The following is a 15,543-nucleotide window of genomic DNA, read 5'->3' as shown; positions in this document are numbered from 1 at the left end:
GGGCTCGGGCAGCGCTCGGCGGGGCTCGGCGGGGCCCGGGCGGGGCGGGGCGGGGCTCGGCGGGGCCCGGGCGGGGCGGGGCGGGGCGGGGCTTTGGAGTGCGGGGCGGGGCTGGGGCTGGCCTTGGACGGCGCTGACGGTCGCACTCGGACCCGCGTACATCGCAGGGAGTACCTCGCGGCGCGGATGTGCACCTCACCTGGCGCTTCGTACGGTTCCGGGCATGACCGAGAAACCATCTGCGCTGCTCGCCAGCCGCCGACTCTGGACCGGGCTGGCCGTCGTTCTCGTCGGCCTCGTCTTCAACCTCGGTTGGTTCTTCGTGCCACCACAGGCGTGGCTCGACGATCCCGGTCTCGTCGGAATTCCCGAGGTGCTGCTGGGCTGGTGGGTGGTTGCCATCGGGCTCGCGCTCGTGGGGTGGGCGGTCCACAGCCGGACCAGCCGGACCCGCCGGACCTGCCGGGCCAGCCGGACCAGCCGGAGCCGCCGGTGACCACCCGCCGCCGGGCGCTCGGCTGGCTCGGGGCGGTGGGTGGGCTCGCCGTCCTGCCCGCAGCCGGATTTGCGGGATACCTCTACGCGGATACCGGGCGGAGCAACGTGGGCGAGCTGACGTTCCGAAACCGGCTCGGGATTCCGCCGTTGCTGAGCCCGTCGGTGGCGGCGGATGGAGTCCGACGGTTCCGGCTCACGCTCGCGGAGGGTCGTACCGAACTGCTGCCCGGCACGACGACGAGGACGTGGGGAGCCAACGGGCCGATTCTCGGTCCGACGCTGCGGGCCCGCCGGGGCGACCGGGTGGCCGTCGACGTGCGGAACGATCTGCCGGAGACGACGTCGCTGCACTGGCACGGGATGCACCTTCCCGCCCGGATGGACGGCGGACCGCACCAGCCCATCGAGCCCGGTGCCACCTGGCGGCCGAGCTGGACGATCGAGCAGCCGGCCGCGACCCTCTGGTACCACCCGCACCTGCACCGCAGCACCGCCGCACACGTCTACCGGGGCGTCGCGGGGCTGTTCCTCGTGAACGACGACCCAGCCGTACGGCTGCCAGAGGAGTACGGCGTCGACGACATCCCGCTGATCGTGCAGGACCGGAAGATCGCCGACGACGGCACCCTCGACGAGTCCGACCTTGCCTTCGGCGGACTGACCATCACCGGCTTGCTCGGGGACAAGATCCTGGTCAACGGCACCTACGACCCGTACGTCGAGGTGGTGACCGAGCGGATCCGGTTGCGACTGCTCAACGGCTGCAACGCCCGGATCTTGTACGTCGGGTTCACCGACGACCGGCGGTTCTCGCTCGTGGCGACCGATGCCGGGCTGCTCCGCACGCCCCAACCGCTGCGCCGGTTACTGCTCTCGCCCGGAGAACGCGCCGAGGTCGTGGTGGAGTTTCGGGGCGGTGAAGCGGTCGTCCTCCGCAGCTTCCCGGCGCCGCTGGGGACGAACCCGATCTACGCCCGACTGGCCGGCGGTAGCGACACCCTCGACCTGCTCAAGATGACCGCGGCCACGGTGCTGAGGCCGAGTGCGCCGGTGCCGGCCGAGCTGACCCCGGTGGCGCCCGCTCCCACGGCGACCCGGGCGCCGCCGTTCCGTCTGGAGATGGGTGACTTCCTGCTCAACGGCGCGACGATGGACGCGGCCCGGATCGACCGGGTGGTACGCGCCGGTTCGGTGGAGGTGTGGGTGATCGTCAACGGGCAGGCGATTCCGCACAACTTCCACGTGCACGGCGCGTCCTTCCACGTCCTCGACGTCGACGGCGCGCCGCCCGCGGTCGAGCTACGCGGCGCGAAGGACACCGTGTACGTGCCGCCCGGCAGCGCTGTCCGGCTGGCCGTGCGCTTCCTCGACCACTCGGACGCCCGATCGCCGTACATGTTCCACTGTCACGTGCTGGCCCACGAGGACGCCGGCATGATGGGCCAGTTCCTGACCGTGTCGGCCCAGGACGAGCCGTCCGTGCCGGGCATCCTCGACGACAGCCACACCGCACACGGAGGATGAGTTTCATGCGTGCCGCCGACGTCCTCCTCGCGCTGGGCAGCGCCGCCGCCATCACGGTCGCGACGGCGGTGGCGGTCGAGCCGGGCAGCGGGTCGTCGACCGTCGCCGCGTACGCGCTCGGGCTGGTCATGGGTTGTCTCCTGTTGTTCCGGCGGCGCCGGCCGGTCACGGTGCTCGTGCTGTCCCTGATCGCGGTGATGGGTTACAACCTCACCGAGCTGCCGAGCATCCCGCCGATCTGGCCGCTCCTGCTGCCGCTCTACACCGTCGCGAGGGCCGGCCAGGCGACGATCGGCGCGGCGGTCGGGGGGTCGACGCTGCTCGTCTCCGCCGGCTGGGTCCTGCACGCCGGCGTGCCGCCGCTGGAACTGTTCGACGGGGTGCTGCGCGAGGCGGCACTGCTGGCCCTCGCCCTCGTCGCCGGGACGGCGGTCCGCCACCGGGAGCTGCTCGCCCAGGAGTTCACCGCCCGGGTGGCCGCGCAGCGTCAGCAGCAGGAGCGCGAGTCGGCGCAGCAGGTCCTCGAGGAGCGACTGCGCATCGCCCGGGAGCTGCACGACGTCACCGCGCACACCGTCGCGGTCGTCGGCATCCAGATCAGCCTGGCCCGGGAGCTGGTCGAGGACGACCCCGCCGCGACGCGGGACCTGCTGGGCACCGCGCACCGCGTCAACGTCGACGCCATCGGCGAGTTGGAGACCGCCGTACGCCTGCTGCGTGGCCCGGCCGACGCCACGGCGGCGGATCGACATCCTGTCCCGGACGAGACCCAGATCGAGGCCCTGCTGGACCGAGCGACCGACGGCGGCCTGCGCGTCACCTTCCACCGCGAGGGCGCGGCGCGACCCCTGCCTCGGGCGACCGGGCTGACCCTCTATCGCATCGCGCAGGAGTCGGTGACCAACGTCCTGCGGCACGCCGGCGCGGCAGCCGTCACGGTCACGCTGCGCTACGGTGACGAGGACGTCCGGCTCGACATCGTCGACGACGGCGGCGGGGCCGACCACCGGGCCGACGCCGACCGACCCCCCGGGCACGGGCTCACCGGCATGGGGGAGCGGGCCACCAGCGTCGGTGGGACCCTGACGGCCGGGCCGCAGCCGTCCGGGGGATTCGCCGTCCGAGCCCGCCTGCCGCTGCCCTCGCGCGCGGCCGCACCGACCGAGCACCCGAGAGAGGCCAGGATTCGATGAGCGTGCGGGTGCTCGTCGCCGACGACCAGCCACTGGTGCGCAGCGGCCTGCGGGGTCTGCTCGAACGCGACGGCGACATCACCGTCGTGGCCGAGGCGCAGGATGGCGGGGAGGCCCTGCGGCTCGCCCGGCTGACCCGGCCCGACGTCGCCCTCCTCGACATCCGGATGCCCCACCTGGACGGCCTGGTCGTCACGCGCGAGCTCGCCGCGGACCCGGCCACCGCGGCGGTACGGGTCATCGTGCTCACCACCTTCGACATCGACGCGTACATCTTCGAGGCGCTGCGCTCGGGCGCGAGCGGGTTCCTCGCCAAGACCGTGAGTCGGCAGGAGCTGTGCCGGGCGGTCCACGTCGTCGCGGAGGGTGAGGCGTTGCTGAGCCCGAGCGTGACCCGCACGGTGATCGCCGAGCTGGCCCGCCGGCCGACACCGCCGCACCGCTCGCCGGAGCGGTTGGCGCCGTTGACGGCCCGGGAGAAGGAGGTGCTGGCGTCCGTCGCCACGGGGTTGAGCAACGCGGAGATCGCCCAGGCGCTGCGAATGAGCCCACTGACGGTGAAGACGCACGTCAGCCGGGTCATCACCAAACTTGGCGTCCGGGACCGCACCCAGCTGGTGGTCCTGGCGTACGAGACCGGCCTGGTCACCCCCGGCGGCGCCACCCAGTAGCGGCGGCTTGCGTCGGTGCGCGAGGCTGGCGAGGTGTCGTCGGTCCCTGAGCCGCAGCCGTCGCCGCCGGAGGCGGAGCCGCCCCGCTGGCGCGTCACGCTCGTCCGGTGGCTGGGCCCGGCCGGCTTCGCGGTGGCGCTGAACCAGCTGGCCACCGTCCTCCCACCCGTGGCGGTCGGCGCGGTCCTCGTGGTCGTGGCGGTCGTGTACGGCTTCAACCAGCTCGACGAGACCGCGCCGCTGGCCGGGGCGCTGCCGCGGCTCCTGCTGTACGTCGCGGTCGTCGGGATCGCGCTGGCCGTGACGACACCTCCATCCTGGACCGGCCCCCTCACCCTGGTCTCGGTCGTGTTGATCACCTGCGCCACGCTCGTCGCACGGGCCCGGGCGACGGCGCTCACCTCGTTGGCCGGCATCAGTGTCTTCACGGCGGGCCTCATCACCGTCAGCGACGCCGTCCACGTTGATCGGGTCAACGCCCGGATCCTCGGGATGGTCCTCGGCGGCTTCGCCGTCCTCGCGGGGCTGCTCATCCTGCGGTACCGGCGGGAGATCTTCGGTGCGAACGGCATCAGCGTGGCCGACTTTCGGGGGCCCTCGCTGGGACTGGCCCGGGTCGGCGCGATCGGCGTCCTCGGTGTCGTGGCCGGCATCGACCTGGCCGCGGACGGTCGCCTGCTGCCCGCGCTCCTGGCCGGGCTGGCCGGCTCGTCCTGGTTGGGCGTGACGCTCGTCCTCGGGTTCGTCGAGCATCCGGACGCCCTCGCCGGTGTGCTGTTGATGATCGCCGGGGCGTCGATCACCGGCTTGGGGCTGCTGGCCTTCCACGGCAGCGAGTTCCTGGTCGGCACCATCGCCGCCACCGGAGGCGTGGCGATGGCCGGCGGAGGTGTCTCGCTGCTCGAGGCGACCGGCGTGCTGGCCCGGCTGCGGACGTGGCTGGCGTACCTCGTCAAGCCGGCGGGTCGGTGACCTGCGACGGCAGCGCGTTACGGGCGATCACCGACCGGAACCAGAGGGCGCTGTCCTTGAGTGTCCGGCGCTGCGTGCGGTAGTCGACGTGGACCAGCCCGAACCGCTTGTGGTAGCCCTCGGCCCACTCGAAGTTGTCCAGCAATGACCAGGCGAGGTACCCGCGTACGTCGACGCCGTCGCTCAGTGCGGCGTGCACGGCCCGCAGGTGCCCGTCGAGGTAGGAGACCCGGTCGTCATCCGGGATGTGGTCGCCGGTGATGCGGTCGTCGAAGGCGGCGCCGTTCTCGGTCACCCACAGCGGTGTGCCGGGATGGTCGCGGTGCAGGCGGCGCAGCAGCTCACCCAGGCCGGTCGGGTCGATCTCCCAGCCCATGGCGGTGGTCGGCCCGGTCGGGTCGCGGAACTCGACGTCACGGACGCCCGGGTATCTGCCATCCACCTCGGGTGCCCCGGGCCGGGACGCCACGTAGACGGGGTTGTAGTAGTTGATACCCAGCAGGTCGATCGGCGCAGCGATGATCTTCTCGTCGGACTCGCCGAGCCAGGTCGGGTCGACGAGCCGGGTGAGGTGTTCCAGCACGTCGGCGGGGTAGCCGTCGCCGAGCACCGGCCCGAGGAAGATCCGGTTGTGCAGCCCGTCGATGAGGCGTACCGCGTCGGCGTCGGCGGCGCTGGCCGGGTCGGCGGGGCGGACCGCGACGGGGTTCACCACCAGGCCGACGGACCGCGCGCCGGCCGCGCGCAGCGCCTGGGTGCCGAGGCCGTGGGCGAGCAGCAGGTGGTGGACGGCGGCGAAGGCCGCCGCCGGGTCGCGGCGGCCGGGCGCGTGGACGCCGTTGCCGTAGCCGAGGTACGCCGAGCACCAGGGTTCGTTGAGTGTCGTCCAGCTCTGGACCCGGTCACCGAGCCGGTCGTGCACCGCGGTGGCGTACTCGGCGAACGCCTCGGCGGTCCGCCGGTTGGCCCAGCCGCCGCGATCCTCCAGTGCCTGGGGCAGGTCCCAGTGGTAGAGGGTGGGCATCGGGGTGATGCCGTACTGGCAGAGCTCGTCCACGAGGCGGTCGTAGAAGTCCAGGCCGCGCTCGTTGGTCGGGCCGTCGCCGCCGGGCCGCACCCGGGGCCAGGCGATGGAGAACCGGTACGCGTGCAGCCCGAGCCCGGCCATCAGCGCCACGTCGTCCCGGTAGCGCCGGTAGTGGTCGCAGGCGTCGTCGCCGGTGTGGCCGCCGACCACTGCGCCCGGCGTACGGCTGAAGGTGTCCCAGATGGACGGCGCGCGACCGTCGGCCTCGACCGAGCCCTCGATCTGGTACGACGCGGTGGAGGCGCCCCAGACGAACGTGTCGGGAAATTTGATCATGCGTGCACGCTCCATTGTCGAGGGGAGGGGCGTTCACAGAGCGGGATAAGGGTCACCGTCGGAAATACCTCCTGTCAAGAGAGCGCTCTCAAGTGATGCCGTCGCGGCGGCGCAACTCGTCGGAAACATTGACGACGACGAAAGTCACCAGCTAGGCTCGGTCGAGAGAGCGCTCTCACGGGTTCCCCGCCCGCTCGTCGACCCTGCGTCCGGCCCGTCCCCCTGCGCCGGCGCCACGGAGGCATCATGAGACCGAATGCCCACCACCCCCGCCGGGCCGCAGGCCCGGTCTCCCGATTGCTGGCCGCGGGCGCCACCCTGGCGCTGCTCGTCGGCGGCCTGTCCCTGACCGCCGAACGGCCCGCCGTCGCCGCCCCCGCCGGTGCCGGCAGCTACACCACCACCCCGGTCGGCGCCCTCCCCTCCGGGTGCGGCCAGCAGTCCACCAACCCCCGGCAGTACGTCACCGCGAACGCCCCGGCCGGCGCCGTACCCACCAACGACTGGTGGTCGTCGCTGCTGTGGAAGCGCACCGACTGCGCGTACAGCGAACCGCTGCACGCCCACCCGCTGTCCTACGACACCTTCTCCGACGGCCTCGGCTTCTCCGGCAACTCCACGCCCAGCATCAGCGGCACCGCCACGGGCGTGGGGGAGTACCACTACCCCTACGTCCAGGACATCCGGGTCGGCGTCGCCGGCCTCGCCGCCCCCAACGTCAAGGTCGACGGCTGGAGCGACTGGACCGTCAGCCCGTACTGGAGCGACGGCGCCCGCACCCTGCGCGCCACCATCGGTCACGGCCTGCCCTTCGCGTACTTCCAGAGCAGCGGCGGGGACGCGGTGATCAACACGTCCGGCACGCCCAGCGTGTGGTCCAACTCCGGTGCCACCATCGGCTTCACCATCGCCGGTCACGACTACGTCGGCTACGCGCCGACCGGCGCCACCTGGACCGTCGCGGGCGCACGCGTCAGCTCCAGCCTCGCGGGCCGGGGCTTCTTCTCCGTCGCCCTGCTCCCGCCGACGGCCAACGCCACCGAGCGCGCCCAACTCGCCGCGAGCTACGGCCAGTACGCCCACGCGCACGTCACCGGCACCCGGGTCAGCTACACGTACAACCCGTCCACCAGCGCGCTGAGCACCACGTACGCGTTCACCACCACCGCCCGGCAGGGCAGCGCCACCCAGACCGTGGTGAGCCTCTACCCGCACCAGTGGAAATCGCTGACCGGGGCCACCCCGCTGACCCAGACCTACCCCTCGGCGCGTGGCCGGATGCGGGTGCTCACCGGCATCAGCCAGTTCACCACCTCGATGCGCTACCAGGGCGTACTGCCGGAGCTGCCTCCCGTCGGCCTCACCGGCGCCGACCTGACCACCCTGCGCAATCACTTGGCCGCCGCCCGCGCCAACCCGATGGACCAGCGCGGCAACGACACGTACTGGACCGGTAAGGGCCTCGGTCGCGCCGCTCGACTCGCCGAAATCGCCGACCTGGTAGGCGACACCGACACCCGCACCAGCGCCCTGAACGCCATCCGGAGCACCCTCACCGACTGGTTCACCGCGTCGGCCGGGAAGACCTCCCGCGTCTTCTACTACGACGCCAACTGGGGCACGCTGATCGGCTACCCCGCCTCGTACGGCTCCGACCAGGAGCTCAACGACCACCACTTCCACTACGGCTACTTCATCGCCGCCGCCGCGACACTCGCCAAGTTCGACCCGACGTGGGCCACGGCGAGCCAGTACGGCACGATGGTCGACCTGCTCATCCGGGACGCCGACAACTACGACCGCGCCGACACACGCTTCCCGTACCTGCGCGACTTCGACATCTACGCCGGCCACGACTGGGCGTCCGGGCACGGCTCGTTCGGCTCGGGCAACAACCAGGAGTCGTCGTCCGAGGGGATGAACTTCGCCAACGCCCTCATCCAGTGGGGGCAGGCGACCGGCAACACCGCCGTCCGCGACGCGGGCGTCTACCTCTACACGACCCAGGCCGCCGCCATCCAGGAGTACTGGTTCGACGCCAGCGACCAGAACTTCCCCGCCGCGTTCGGCCACTCCACGGTCGGCATGGTCTGGGGCGACGGCGGCGCGTACGCCACCTGGTTCAGCGGCGAACCGGAGATGATCCAGGGCATCAACCTGCTCCCCGTCACCGGCGGCCACCTCTACCTCGGCCAGAACCCGGCGTACGTGCGCACCAACTACGCCGAACTCGTCCGCAACAACGGCGGCCCACCCACCGTCTGGCAGGACATCCTCTGGCAGTTCCAGGCCCTCGGCGACGCCGACGCGGCCCTGGCCAACCTGCGCGCCAACCCCGGCTACACCCCGGAGGAGGGCGAGAGCCGGGCCCACACCTTCCACTGGATCCGCAACCTCGCGGCCCTCGGCACCGTCGATACCAGCGTCACGGCCAACCACCCCCTCGCGGCGGTGTTCACCCGCAACGGGGCCCGCACCTACGTGGCGGCCAACCTGACCGCCGCGTCGATCACGGTCACCTACTCGAACGGCACCACCCTGACCGTGCCGGCCGGCAAGACCGCCACCACCGGGGCGTACACCTGGGTCGGAGGTAACGCGGGTGGCGGCACCGACCCGGGGCCCGGGCCGGACCCGGACCCGGACCCGGATCCCGATCCGGTCGGCAGCCCGACGCAGTACCTGCTGCCCGGCGGGAGGCTCGGCGCCGCAGGTGCCGCGGCAACGACGTCGGTCGCCGCCGCGAACGGAAACCACGACGGTACGCCGACCAACCCCGTTGTGTTCACCACGACCGGGCTCACCCTCGCCTACCAGGGCGGCCAACCCACCTTCGACCTCCACCTGGACGCCGGATCGGCGGTTGGCAACGGGGTCCAGGTGCGAATCTCGTACGACCTGACCGGCAACGGCAGTTGGGATCGAGTGGAGACGTACCGGTACTTCGCCACCGACCCGGTCTCCGGATACGAGCACTACACGCAGAGTGTCGGCCTGCAATCGTCCACCGGTGCGCTGGGCAACCTCGCCGGCGGCTCGGTACGCGCGGAGGTGTGGTCGGCCATCGGCAACAACCCGACCACCCTCGGGATCGGCAACACCTCGGTGATCCGGCTGCCGTACGCCTGATCGTCGATCGCGCGGTGGTCCCGCGTCGGGCGTCCCACCCGGCGCGGGACGACGCGGTCACACCCGCGTGTACGGCGCCCAGCGCCGCCGACGAAGATGTCCGCATGAGCGATTCCGTCCTGCCCAGGCGTGTTGTCGTCACCGGTGCCACCGGCAAGCTCGGTCGCGCCGTCGTGGCGCACCTGCGCGCGGTGGGCGTCGACGTGCTGGCGGTGGACCGCGCGGGCGGGCGCGACCCCCGCGACGTCGACGGCGAGTTCCTCCTCGTCGACCTCACCGACTACGGGCAGGTGGTGGAGGCGTTCACCGGTGGTGCGGACGAGCACGCCGGCGGGATCGACGCGGTCGTGCACCTCGCGGCCGTTCCGGCCCCGGGGCTGCTGCCCAACGCGACCACCTTCGCGAACAACTCCGCGGCGACGTACAACGTCTTCGCCGCGGCCCGGGCGGCCGGGATCAAGCGGGTGGTGTGGGCGTCGAGCGAGACGGTGCTCGGGCTGCCGTTCGACACCCCGCCGCCGTATGCGCCGGTCGACGAGGAGTACCCGCCGCGACCGGAGTCGACCTACTCGCTGAACAAGGCGCTCGAGGAGGAGCTGGCGCGGCACTTCTGCCGGTGGGACCCGGAGCTGGTCGCGGTGGGCCTGCGGTTCTCCAACGTGATGGATGTCGAGGACTACGCGCCGTTCCCCTCGTTCGACGCCGATCCCCGGCTGCGCCGATGGAACCTGTGGGGCTACATCGACGCCCGCGACGGCGCGCAGGCGGTCGAGCGGGCCCTCGCGCACGGCCAGCCCGGCGCCGACGTCTTCATCATCGCCAACGCCGACACCGTCATGAGTCGGTCCAGCGCCAGCCTGATGGCCGAGGTCTACCCGGGCGTCGAGATCCGTAGGGAGCTCGGCGAGCACGAGACCCTGCTCAGCATCGACAAGGCGCGACGCGTGCTGGGCTACGAGCCCCGGCACTCCTGGCGGGACCACGTGGACCGCCCCGAGCGCTGAGCCGGCCCGGTCAGCGCGCGGCCTGGTAGGCGCGGCCCACGGCGGTCGGCGTGCTGCCGCTCCGGAACAGGCCGGTCTGGTCCTTGTCGGTGGCGGGCAGACCGAACCAGGCGTAGCGGTGCAGCCAGGACAGGCCGCTCAGCATCCGGGTCGCCGCGGTGAGGAACGCGGCCTGCTGCGCCTGACTCGGGAACCGCACGCCGTTGGAGAAGTCGATCAGGGCGAACTCGGTGAGCCAGATCGGCAGCTGGTAGCGGTTGTGCACCGCCTGGAGGTACGACCTGAGCTGGTTGACCGCGTTGGCCGTCGTGAAGTCGCCGCCGTACCAGTGCAGGGCGATGAAGTCGACCCGATAGCCGCGCTCCTTGACGCCGGCCATGAAGCGATCGAGCCATTCGCCCGGCCGGTCCCCGCCCCAGGCCACCGCCGGGCTGCCGAGCGGGAGGCCGGTGGCCTGCAACTGCGGCCACAGGTCCAGCGCCTGGTCCACGCTCATGTTCGCCTGACCGCCCATGTCCGGCTCGTTGAAGCCGAGCAGGGAGTGGCCGTTCGACGTGGCCTGTTGCAGGTTGCTGGCGGTGACGCTCTTCGCCCCCCAGATCATCGGGACGAACTCGGTGCCCTTCGGACTGGTGACGCCCGAGTGGCGCACGTCCCAGGTGTAGTACCAACTTGCTCCGGAGCTGGCCAGCGCCGCACTGACACCATCGAAGGTCCAAACGCCGACGCCCTTCCTCTTCGACGTCACCGCCGGTGCCGCCGGGGCGCCCGGACGCATGGTCGTCGGCTTCGCCGTCGGGCTCGTCGTCGGGGTGGCTGTCGGGGGCGTGGTGGCGGCCGCAGTGGTCGCGGTGGGATCGCCCGGCGTCTGACTCGTGGGCGGCAGGGCCTCGCCCACCTGCGTCGCCGCCGGCGCGGGCGTCGAACCGCCGGGTCGGAACACGACGATCGCCCCGGTCACCAGTACGGCGACCACGGCGGCGGCAGCGACCGGCCCCAGCACACGCCAGCTCCGGCGTTTCGCGTGGGCGCCCCGGGTCACCGCTGCGGTGTCGGTGTCACCCCGACCGGTTTCGCGCATTCGATTCCACTCCTTCACGTGGTCGGACCGTCACCTGCTGGAAGCGGCGGCGGAAGATCCGCCAACGGCCTCCCTTCAGGAGACTGTCCGGTCGCACCGGGATAACAGTTTCCACCGTGGATCTTCGGCCCACCCGGTCGACCCGATATTCATGGCCGTGAACGTCTTCACTTGACCACAACGAGCGCGTAGCCTTCCTGAAACGAACTCTGAAACGATTCATCCAGCCCCCACCGCCTCTCCCGGTCCGGGCCGTCCCCCGGCCCAGCCCACGCCCGCGCCGGGGGAGACCGCCGCCCAGAAGGATGAGGACCAGGAATGATGCGCTTGACGCGGCGTCGTGCCGCACCCTCCGCGCTCCTCGCGCTGCTGCTCGGCCTGACGCCGATGGTGGCGCCCGGCCCGGCCGCCGCAGCGCCGGCCGCCGCGACCCTGACCGCCACCGGCCTGACCACCGAGCGAGCCACCGACCCGATCGGCCTGGACGTGGCGCAGCCCCGCCTCGGCTGGCAGATCGAGGCCACCACCCGGGGCGTGCTCCAGGAGTCCTACCAGGTGCGCGTCGCCACCAGCGCGGACCGGCTCGGCGCCCCCGACGTCTGGGACAGCGGCCGCGTCCGGTCCCGGCAGAGCACCCTCGTCGCGTACGCCGGCCCGCAACTCAACCCCCGCACCCGGTACGCCTGGCAGGTCCAGGTGTGGGACACCGCCGGCAACGCCTCCGGCTGGAGCGCGCCCGCGTCCTGGGAGACCGGCGTACGCGGCGGCGCCGGCTGGCAGGCCGACTGGATCGGGATGCCGTCGCCGACCGAGGCCTGGGCCGACTACACCGTGCAGACGACGGTACGGCTGGAACGCGACGCGGCCGGGATCTACCTCCGTGCCCGGGGCGCGGCGAACGCGTACATGTGGCAGTTCTCCATCACCGGCGGCAACGCGAAACTGCGCCCGCACGCCCGGGTCAACGGTGCCTGGACCGTGCTCAAGGAGGTGCCGCTCAGCGGTGTCGTACCGGCCGACAAGCTGACCACGCCGCACACCCTGCGCATCACGGCGGCCGGAAACACCATCACCACCTGGGTCGACGGCACCCAGGTCGACGTCACCACCAGCACCGCGCACCAGGCCGGCTCGGTCGGCCTGCGGACCAACGGGTTGGAGGCCGGCGTCTTCTCCAACTTCTCGGTCACCAGCGGTGGCCAGACGCTCTTCACGGCCCCGCTCACCGACGGGCAGAACCCGTTCGGAGCCGGCACGCCCACCCCGGCCGGCCTACGGGTCGCCGGCGACACCGAGGCCATGCTCACCGCACTCGACGCGAACCCGCTGCTGCGCAAGGGCTTCCGCGTCGACGGTACGGTCGCACGGGCCCGGATCTACGCCACCGCGCTCGGGGTCTACCAGCTCTCGCTCAACGGCCAGCGGGTCGGCGACGACGAGTTGGCGCCCGGCTGGACCGACTACCACAAGCGGGTCCAGTACCAGACGTACGACGTGACCCGTCAGCTCCAAGCGGGCGACAACGCAATTGGCGCCCTGCTCGGTGACGGCTGGTACGCCGGCAGCATCGCCTGGTTCGGCACCGACAACTACGGGTCCCGGCCACACCTGAGTGCCCAGCTCGTGATCGACTACACGGACGGGCGCAGCGCGACGGTCAACACCGACGGCTCGTGGCGCGTCACGGGCGGGCCGTTCCTGCAGAGCGACCTGATCCACGGCGAGACGTACGACGCGCGGCGGCTGCCGGCCGGCTGGGACCGGACCGGGTTCAACGACGCCGGCTGGAGGCCCGCCACCGTCGACGACGTGGACGCCACCAACAAGATCGTCGCTCAGGCCGACCCGCCGGTACGGGTCACGCAGGAGCTGACGGCACGGACGCTGACCCAGCCCACCCCCGGCACCTGGATCTTCGACCTGGGCCAGAACATGGTCGGCAAGGTGCGGTTGAAGCTCAACGGCCCGGCCGGCACCACGGTACGCATCCGGCACGCCGAGGTGCTCAACCCGAACGGCACCGCCTACACCGCGAACCTGCGCTCGGCGCGGGCCACCGACCTGTACACGTTGCGCGGCGGCGGAGCCGAGGTCTACCAGCCGACGTTCACCTTCCACGGCTTCCGCTACGTCGAGCTGACCGGCTACCCGGGCACCCCCGACCTGTCGACGGTCACCGGCCTGGTCATGCACACCGACGGGGACCTCACCAGCGAGTTCCAGACCTCCAACGCCATGGTCAACCAACTGCACAGCAACATCACCTGGGGGCAGCGCGGCAACTTCCTGTCCATCCCGACCGACACCCCGGCACGCGACGAGCGGCTCGGCTGGACGGGTGACATCAACGTCTTCGCCAACACCGCGACGTTCAACATGGACAGCCTGACATTCCTCACCAAGTGGTTGCAGGACCTGCGGGACGCACAGTCGGCCAACGGCGCGTACCCCGACGTCGCGCCCCGCGCCTGCTGCGGGGACGGCGCGACCGGCTGGGCCGACGCGGGAATCACCGTGCCGTACGCGCTGTGGCAACGCTACGGCGACAAGCGGGTCATCGAGGAGCACTACGCGTCGATGGTGCGGTACGCCTCCTGGCTGGAGAGCACCAGCTCGGGCAACCTCCGGACCAACGCCGGCCCGTACCTCGACTGGCTCAACCTCGACGACCCGACACCCGCCGGTGTCGTCGGCACCGCCTACTACGCGTACAGCATCCGGCTGCTGGGAGAGCTGGCCGCCGCCATCGGGCGCGACGCGGACGCCACTCGCTACGCGGCGCTGTCCAAGGCCATCACCCAGGCATTCGTCAACGCCTACGTCGCGACCGACGGCACCGTGCAGGGCGACAGCCAGACCGGGTACGTGCTGGCCATCGGCATGGGCCTGCTGACCGACCCGCTGCGGGCCAGGGCCGCCGACCGGCTGGTCGCCAACGTGCAACGGCACGACTGGCACCTCTCCACCGGCTTCCTCGGCACCCCGGACCTCCTGCCGGCACTGACCGCAACCGGGCACCTGGATGTCGCCTACCGACTGCTGCTCAACGACACCTACCCGTCCTGGGGTTACGAGATCGCCAGGGGCGCGACCACGATCTGGGAGCGCTGGGACTCGATCAGACCCGACGGCAGCTTCGGCGACGTGGGGATGAACTCCTTCAACCACTACGCGTACGGCGCGGTCGGCGACTGGATGTACCGGACCGTGGCCGGCATCCAACCCGACGCCGCCAACCCCGGGTACTCGCACCTCACGTTCGCCCCCCAGCCGGGTGGTGGCCTCACCTCGGCGAAGGCGTCGTACCGCTCGGCGTACGGCACGATCGGCAGCGACTGGGACGTCGACGCACGGGGCGACATGCGCCTGCGCCTCACCCTGCCGGCGAACACCACGGCGACCGTGCGCTTCCCGACACCTGGGCGCGAGGCGGTCACCGAGGGCGGCCGACCGGCCGAGCAGGCCGCCGGGGTGCGGTTCGTCCGGATGGACGGTGCGGTCGCCGTGTACGAGATCGGGTCCGGTTCCTACTCCTTCGCGGTCGTCCCGCCGACGGGGGCGTACGACCAGGTCGACCTCGGCAATGCGGCATCCGAGCAGGCACACCGACTCACCGCGTCGACCTACTCCGGCACCAGCACCGAGGCCGGACTGACCCGCCGGTACACCGACGTGACCCGCCCCGGCGGCTGGTTCGAGTTCGACCTCGCCGTCCGGCCCAACGAACCGTTCGTGCTGCGCTCGGTGGAGACGTACGACGGGCCGCAGCTCAAGGACTACCAGGTGCTCGTGGACGGGGTGGTGGCGCACACCCGCTCGTGGCAGCGTACGGCGAGCGGGCCCGGCACGGTCAGCTACCAGTTCGAGGTGAACCTGCCGGATGCCACCCGGGACGGGGTGGTGCGGGTGCGGTTCCAGGACACCGGCACGGGCTACGACCCGTCGATCGCCGACGTCTGGGCGCTGCCCGTCCCGGCGGCCTGACGTCGGTCGCGGGCGGCGGGGTCGACGTGTCGTGGTCTGTCACCACGTCGTCCCCGCCGCTCGCGGTTCGGCCACCGGTCGCGCGGCACGTCATAGGCACGGGCCCCCGGCCCCACCATGACGT

Annotated in this window: 10 protein-coding genes; 8 read left to right on the top strand and 2 right to left on the bottom strand. The window is 71.9% G+C overall.

The features are described 5' to 3' along the window. Positions 1–223: 223 nt before the first annotated feature. Genes V6V47_RS25405 through V6V47_RS25385 form a run of 5 tightly spaced genes read left to right on the top strand, consistent with a single transcriptional unit; the run spans position 224 to position 4,858 of the window. Positions 224–496, top strand: coding sequence for a hypothetical protein (locus V6V47_RS25405; RefSeq protein ID WP_334630878.1), 273 nt, complete (start codon positions 224–226; stop codon positions 494–496). Continuing rightward, the gene (locus V6V47_RS25400; protein ID WP_334630877.1) at positions 493–2,022 is read left to right on the top strand and encodes a multicopper oxidase family protein; all 1,530 of its coding nucleotides are present in this window, start codon (positions 493–495) and stop codon (positions 2,020–2,022) included. The genes V6V47_RS25405 and V6V47_RS25400 overlap by 4 nt, the downstream gene beginning before the upstream one ends. Positions 2,023–2,027: 5 nt before the next feature. Beyond that, positions 2,028–3,215 (top strand): sensor histidine kinase, encoded by a 1,188-nt coding sequence (locus V6V47_RS25395; protein ID WP_334630876.1) that lies wholly within the window; start codon positions 2,028–2,030, stop codon positions 3,213–3,215. After that, complete coding sequence (locus V6V47_RS25390) at positions 3,212–3,886, top strand: response regulator transcription factor (protein ID WP_334630875.1); 675 nt, start codon at positions 3,212–3,214, stop codon at positions 3,884–3,886. The genes V6V47_RS25395 and V6V47_RS25390 overlap by 4 nt, the downstream gene beginning before the upstream one ends. A gap of 33 nt (positions 3,887–3,919) precedes the next feature. After that, positions 3,920–4,858: a hypothetical protein gene (locus V6V47_RS25385; protein WP_334630874.1), complete on the top strand. Its 939-nt coding sequence runs from the start codon at positions 3,920–3,922 to the stop codon at positions 4,856–4,858. Here V6V47_RS25385 and V6V47_RS25380 read toward each other — a convergent pair. After that, on the bottom strand, positions 4,839–6,221 hold the full coding sequence (locus tag V6V47_RS25380; RefSeq protein WP_334630873.1) for a GH1 family beta-glucosidase: 1,383 nt from the start codon (positions 6,219–6,221) through the stop codon (positions 4,839–4,841). The two genes, V6V47_RS25385 and V6V47_RS25380, sit on opposite strands and share 20 nt — an antisense overlap. Before the next feature lie 246 nt (positions 6,222–6,467). Here V6V47_RS25380 and V6V47_RS25375 point away from each other — a divergent pair, with 246 nt between their 5' ends. After that, positions 6,468–9,350 carry a glycosyl hydrolase gene (locus tag V6V47_RS25375; protein ID WP_334630872.1) on the top strand — a complete coding sequence of 961 codons (2,883 nt, stop codon included), beginning with the start codon at positions 6,468–6,470 and terminating at the stop codon, positions 9,348–9,350. Between the two features lie 104 nt (positions 9,351–9,454). Next, complete coding sequence (locus V6V47_RS25370) at positions 9,455–10,354, top strand: NAD-dependent epimerase/dehydratase family protein (RefSeq protein WP_334630871.1); 900 nt, start codon at positions 9,455–9,457, stop codon at positions 10,352–10,354. A 10-nt stretch (positions 10,355–10,364) separates the two neighbouring features. On the opposite strand, the gene V6V47_RS25365 is transcribed toward V6V47_RS25370, so the two are convergent. After that, positions 10,365–11,435 (bottom strand): glycoside hydrolase family protein, encoded by a 1,071-nt coding sequence (locus tag V6V47_RS25365; RefSeq protein ID WP_334630870.1) that lies wholly within the window; start codon positions 11,433–11,435, stop codon positions 10,365–10,367. A gap of 318 nt (positions 11,436–11,753) precedes the next feature. On the opposite strand from V6V47_RS25365, the gene V6V47_RS25360 reads away from it, so the two are divergent. Further along, on the top strand, positions 11,754–15,419 hold the full coding sequence (locus tag V6V47_RS25360) for a family 78 glycoside hydrolase catalytic domain (protein WP_334630869.1): 3,666 nt from the start codon (positions 11,754–11,756) through the stop codon (positions 15,417–15,419). Positions 15,420–15,543 lie beyond the last annotated feature (124 nt).

The organism is Micromonospora sp. CPCC 205539 (assembly GCF_036906815.1).
Classification (GTDB): Bacteria; Actinomycetota; Actinomycetes; order Mycobacteriales; family Micromonosporaceae; genus Micromonospora.
The sequence above is the reverse complement of the archived record's forward strand: the minus strand, read 5'-3'. Positions and strand labels throughout refer to the sequence as shown.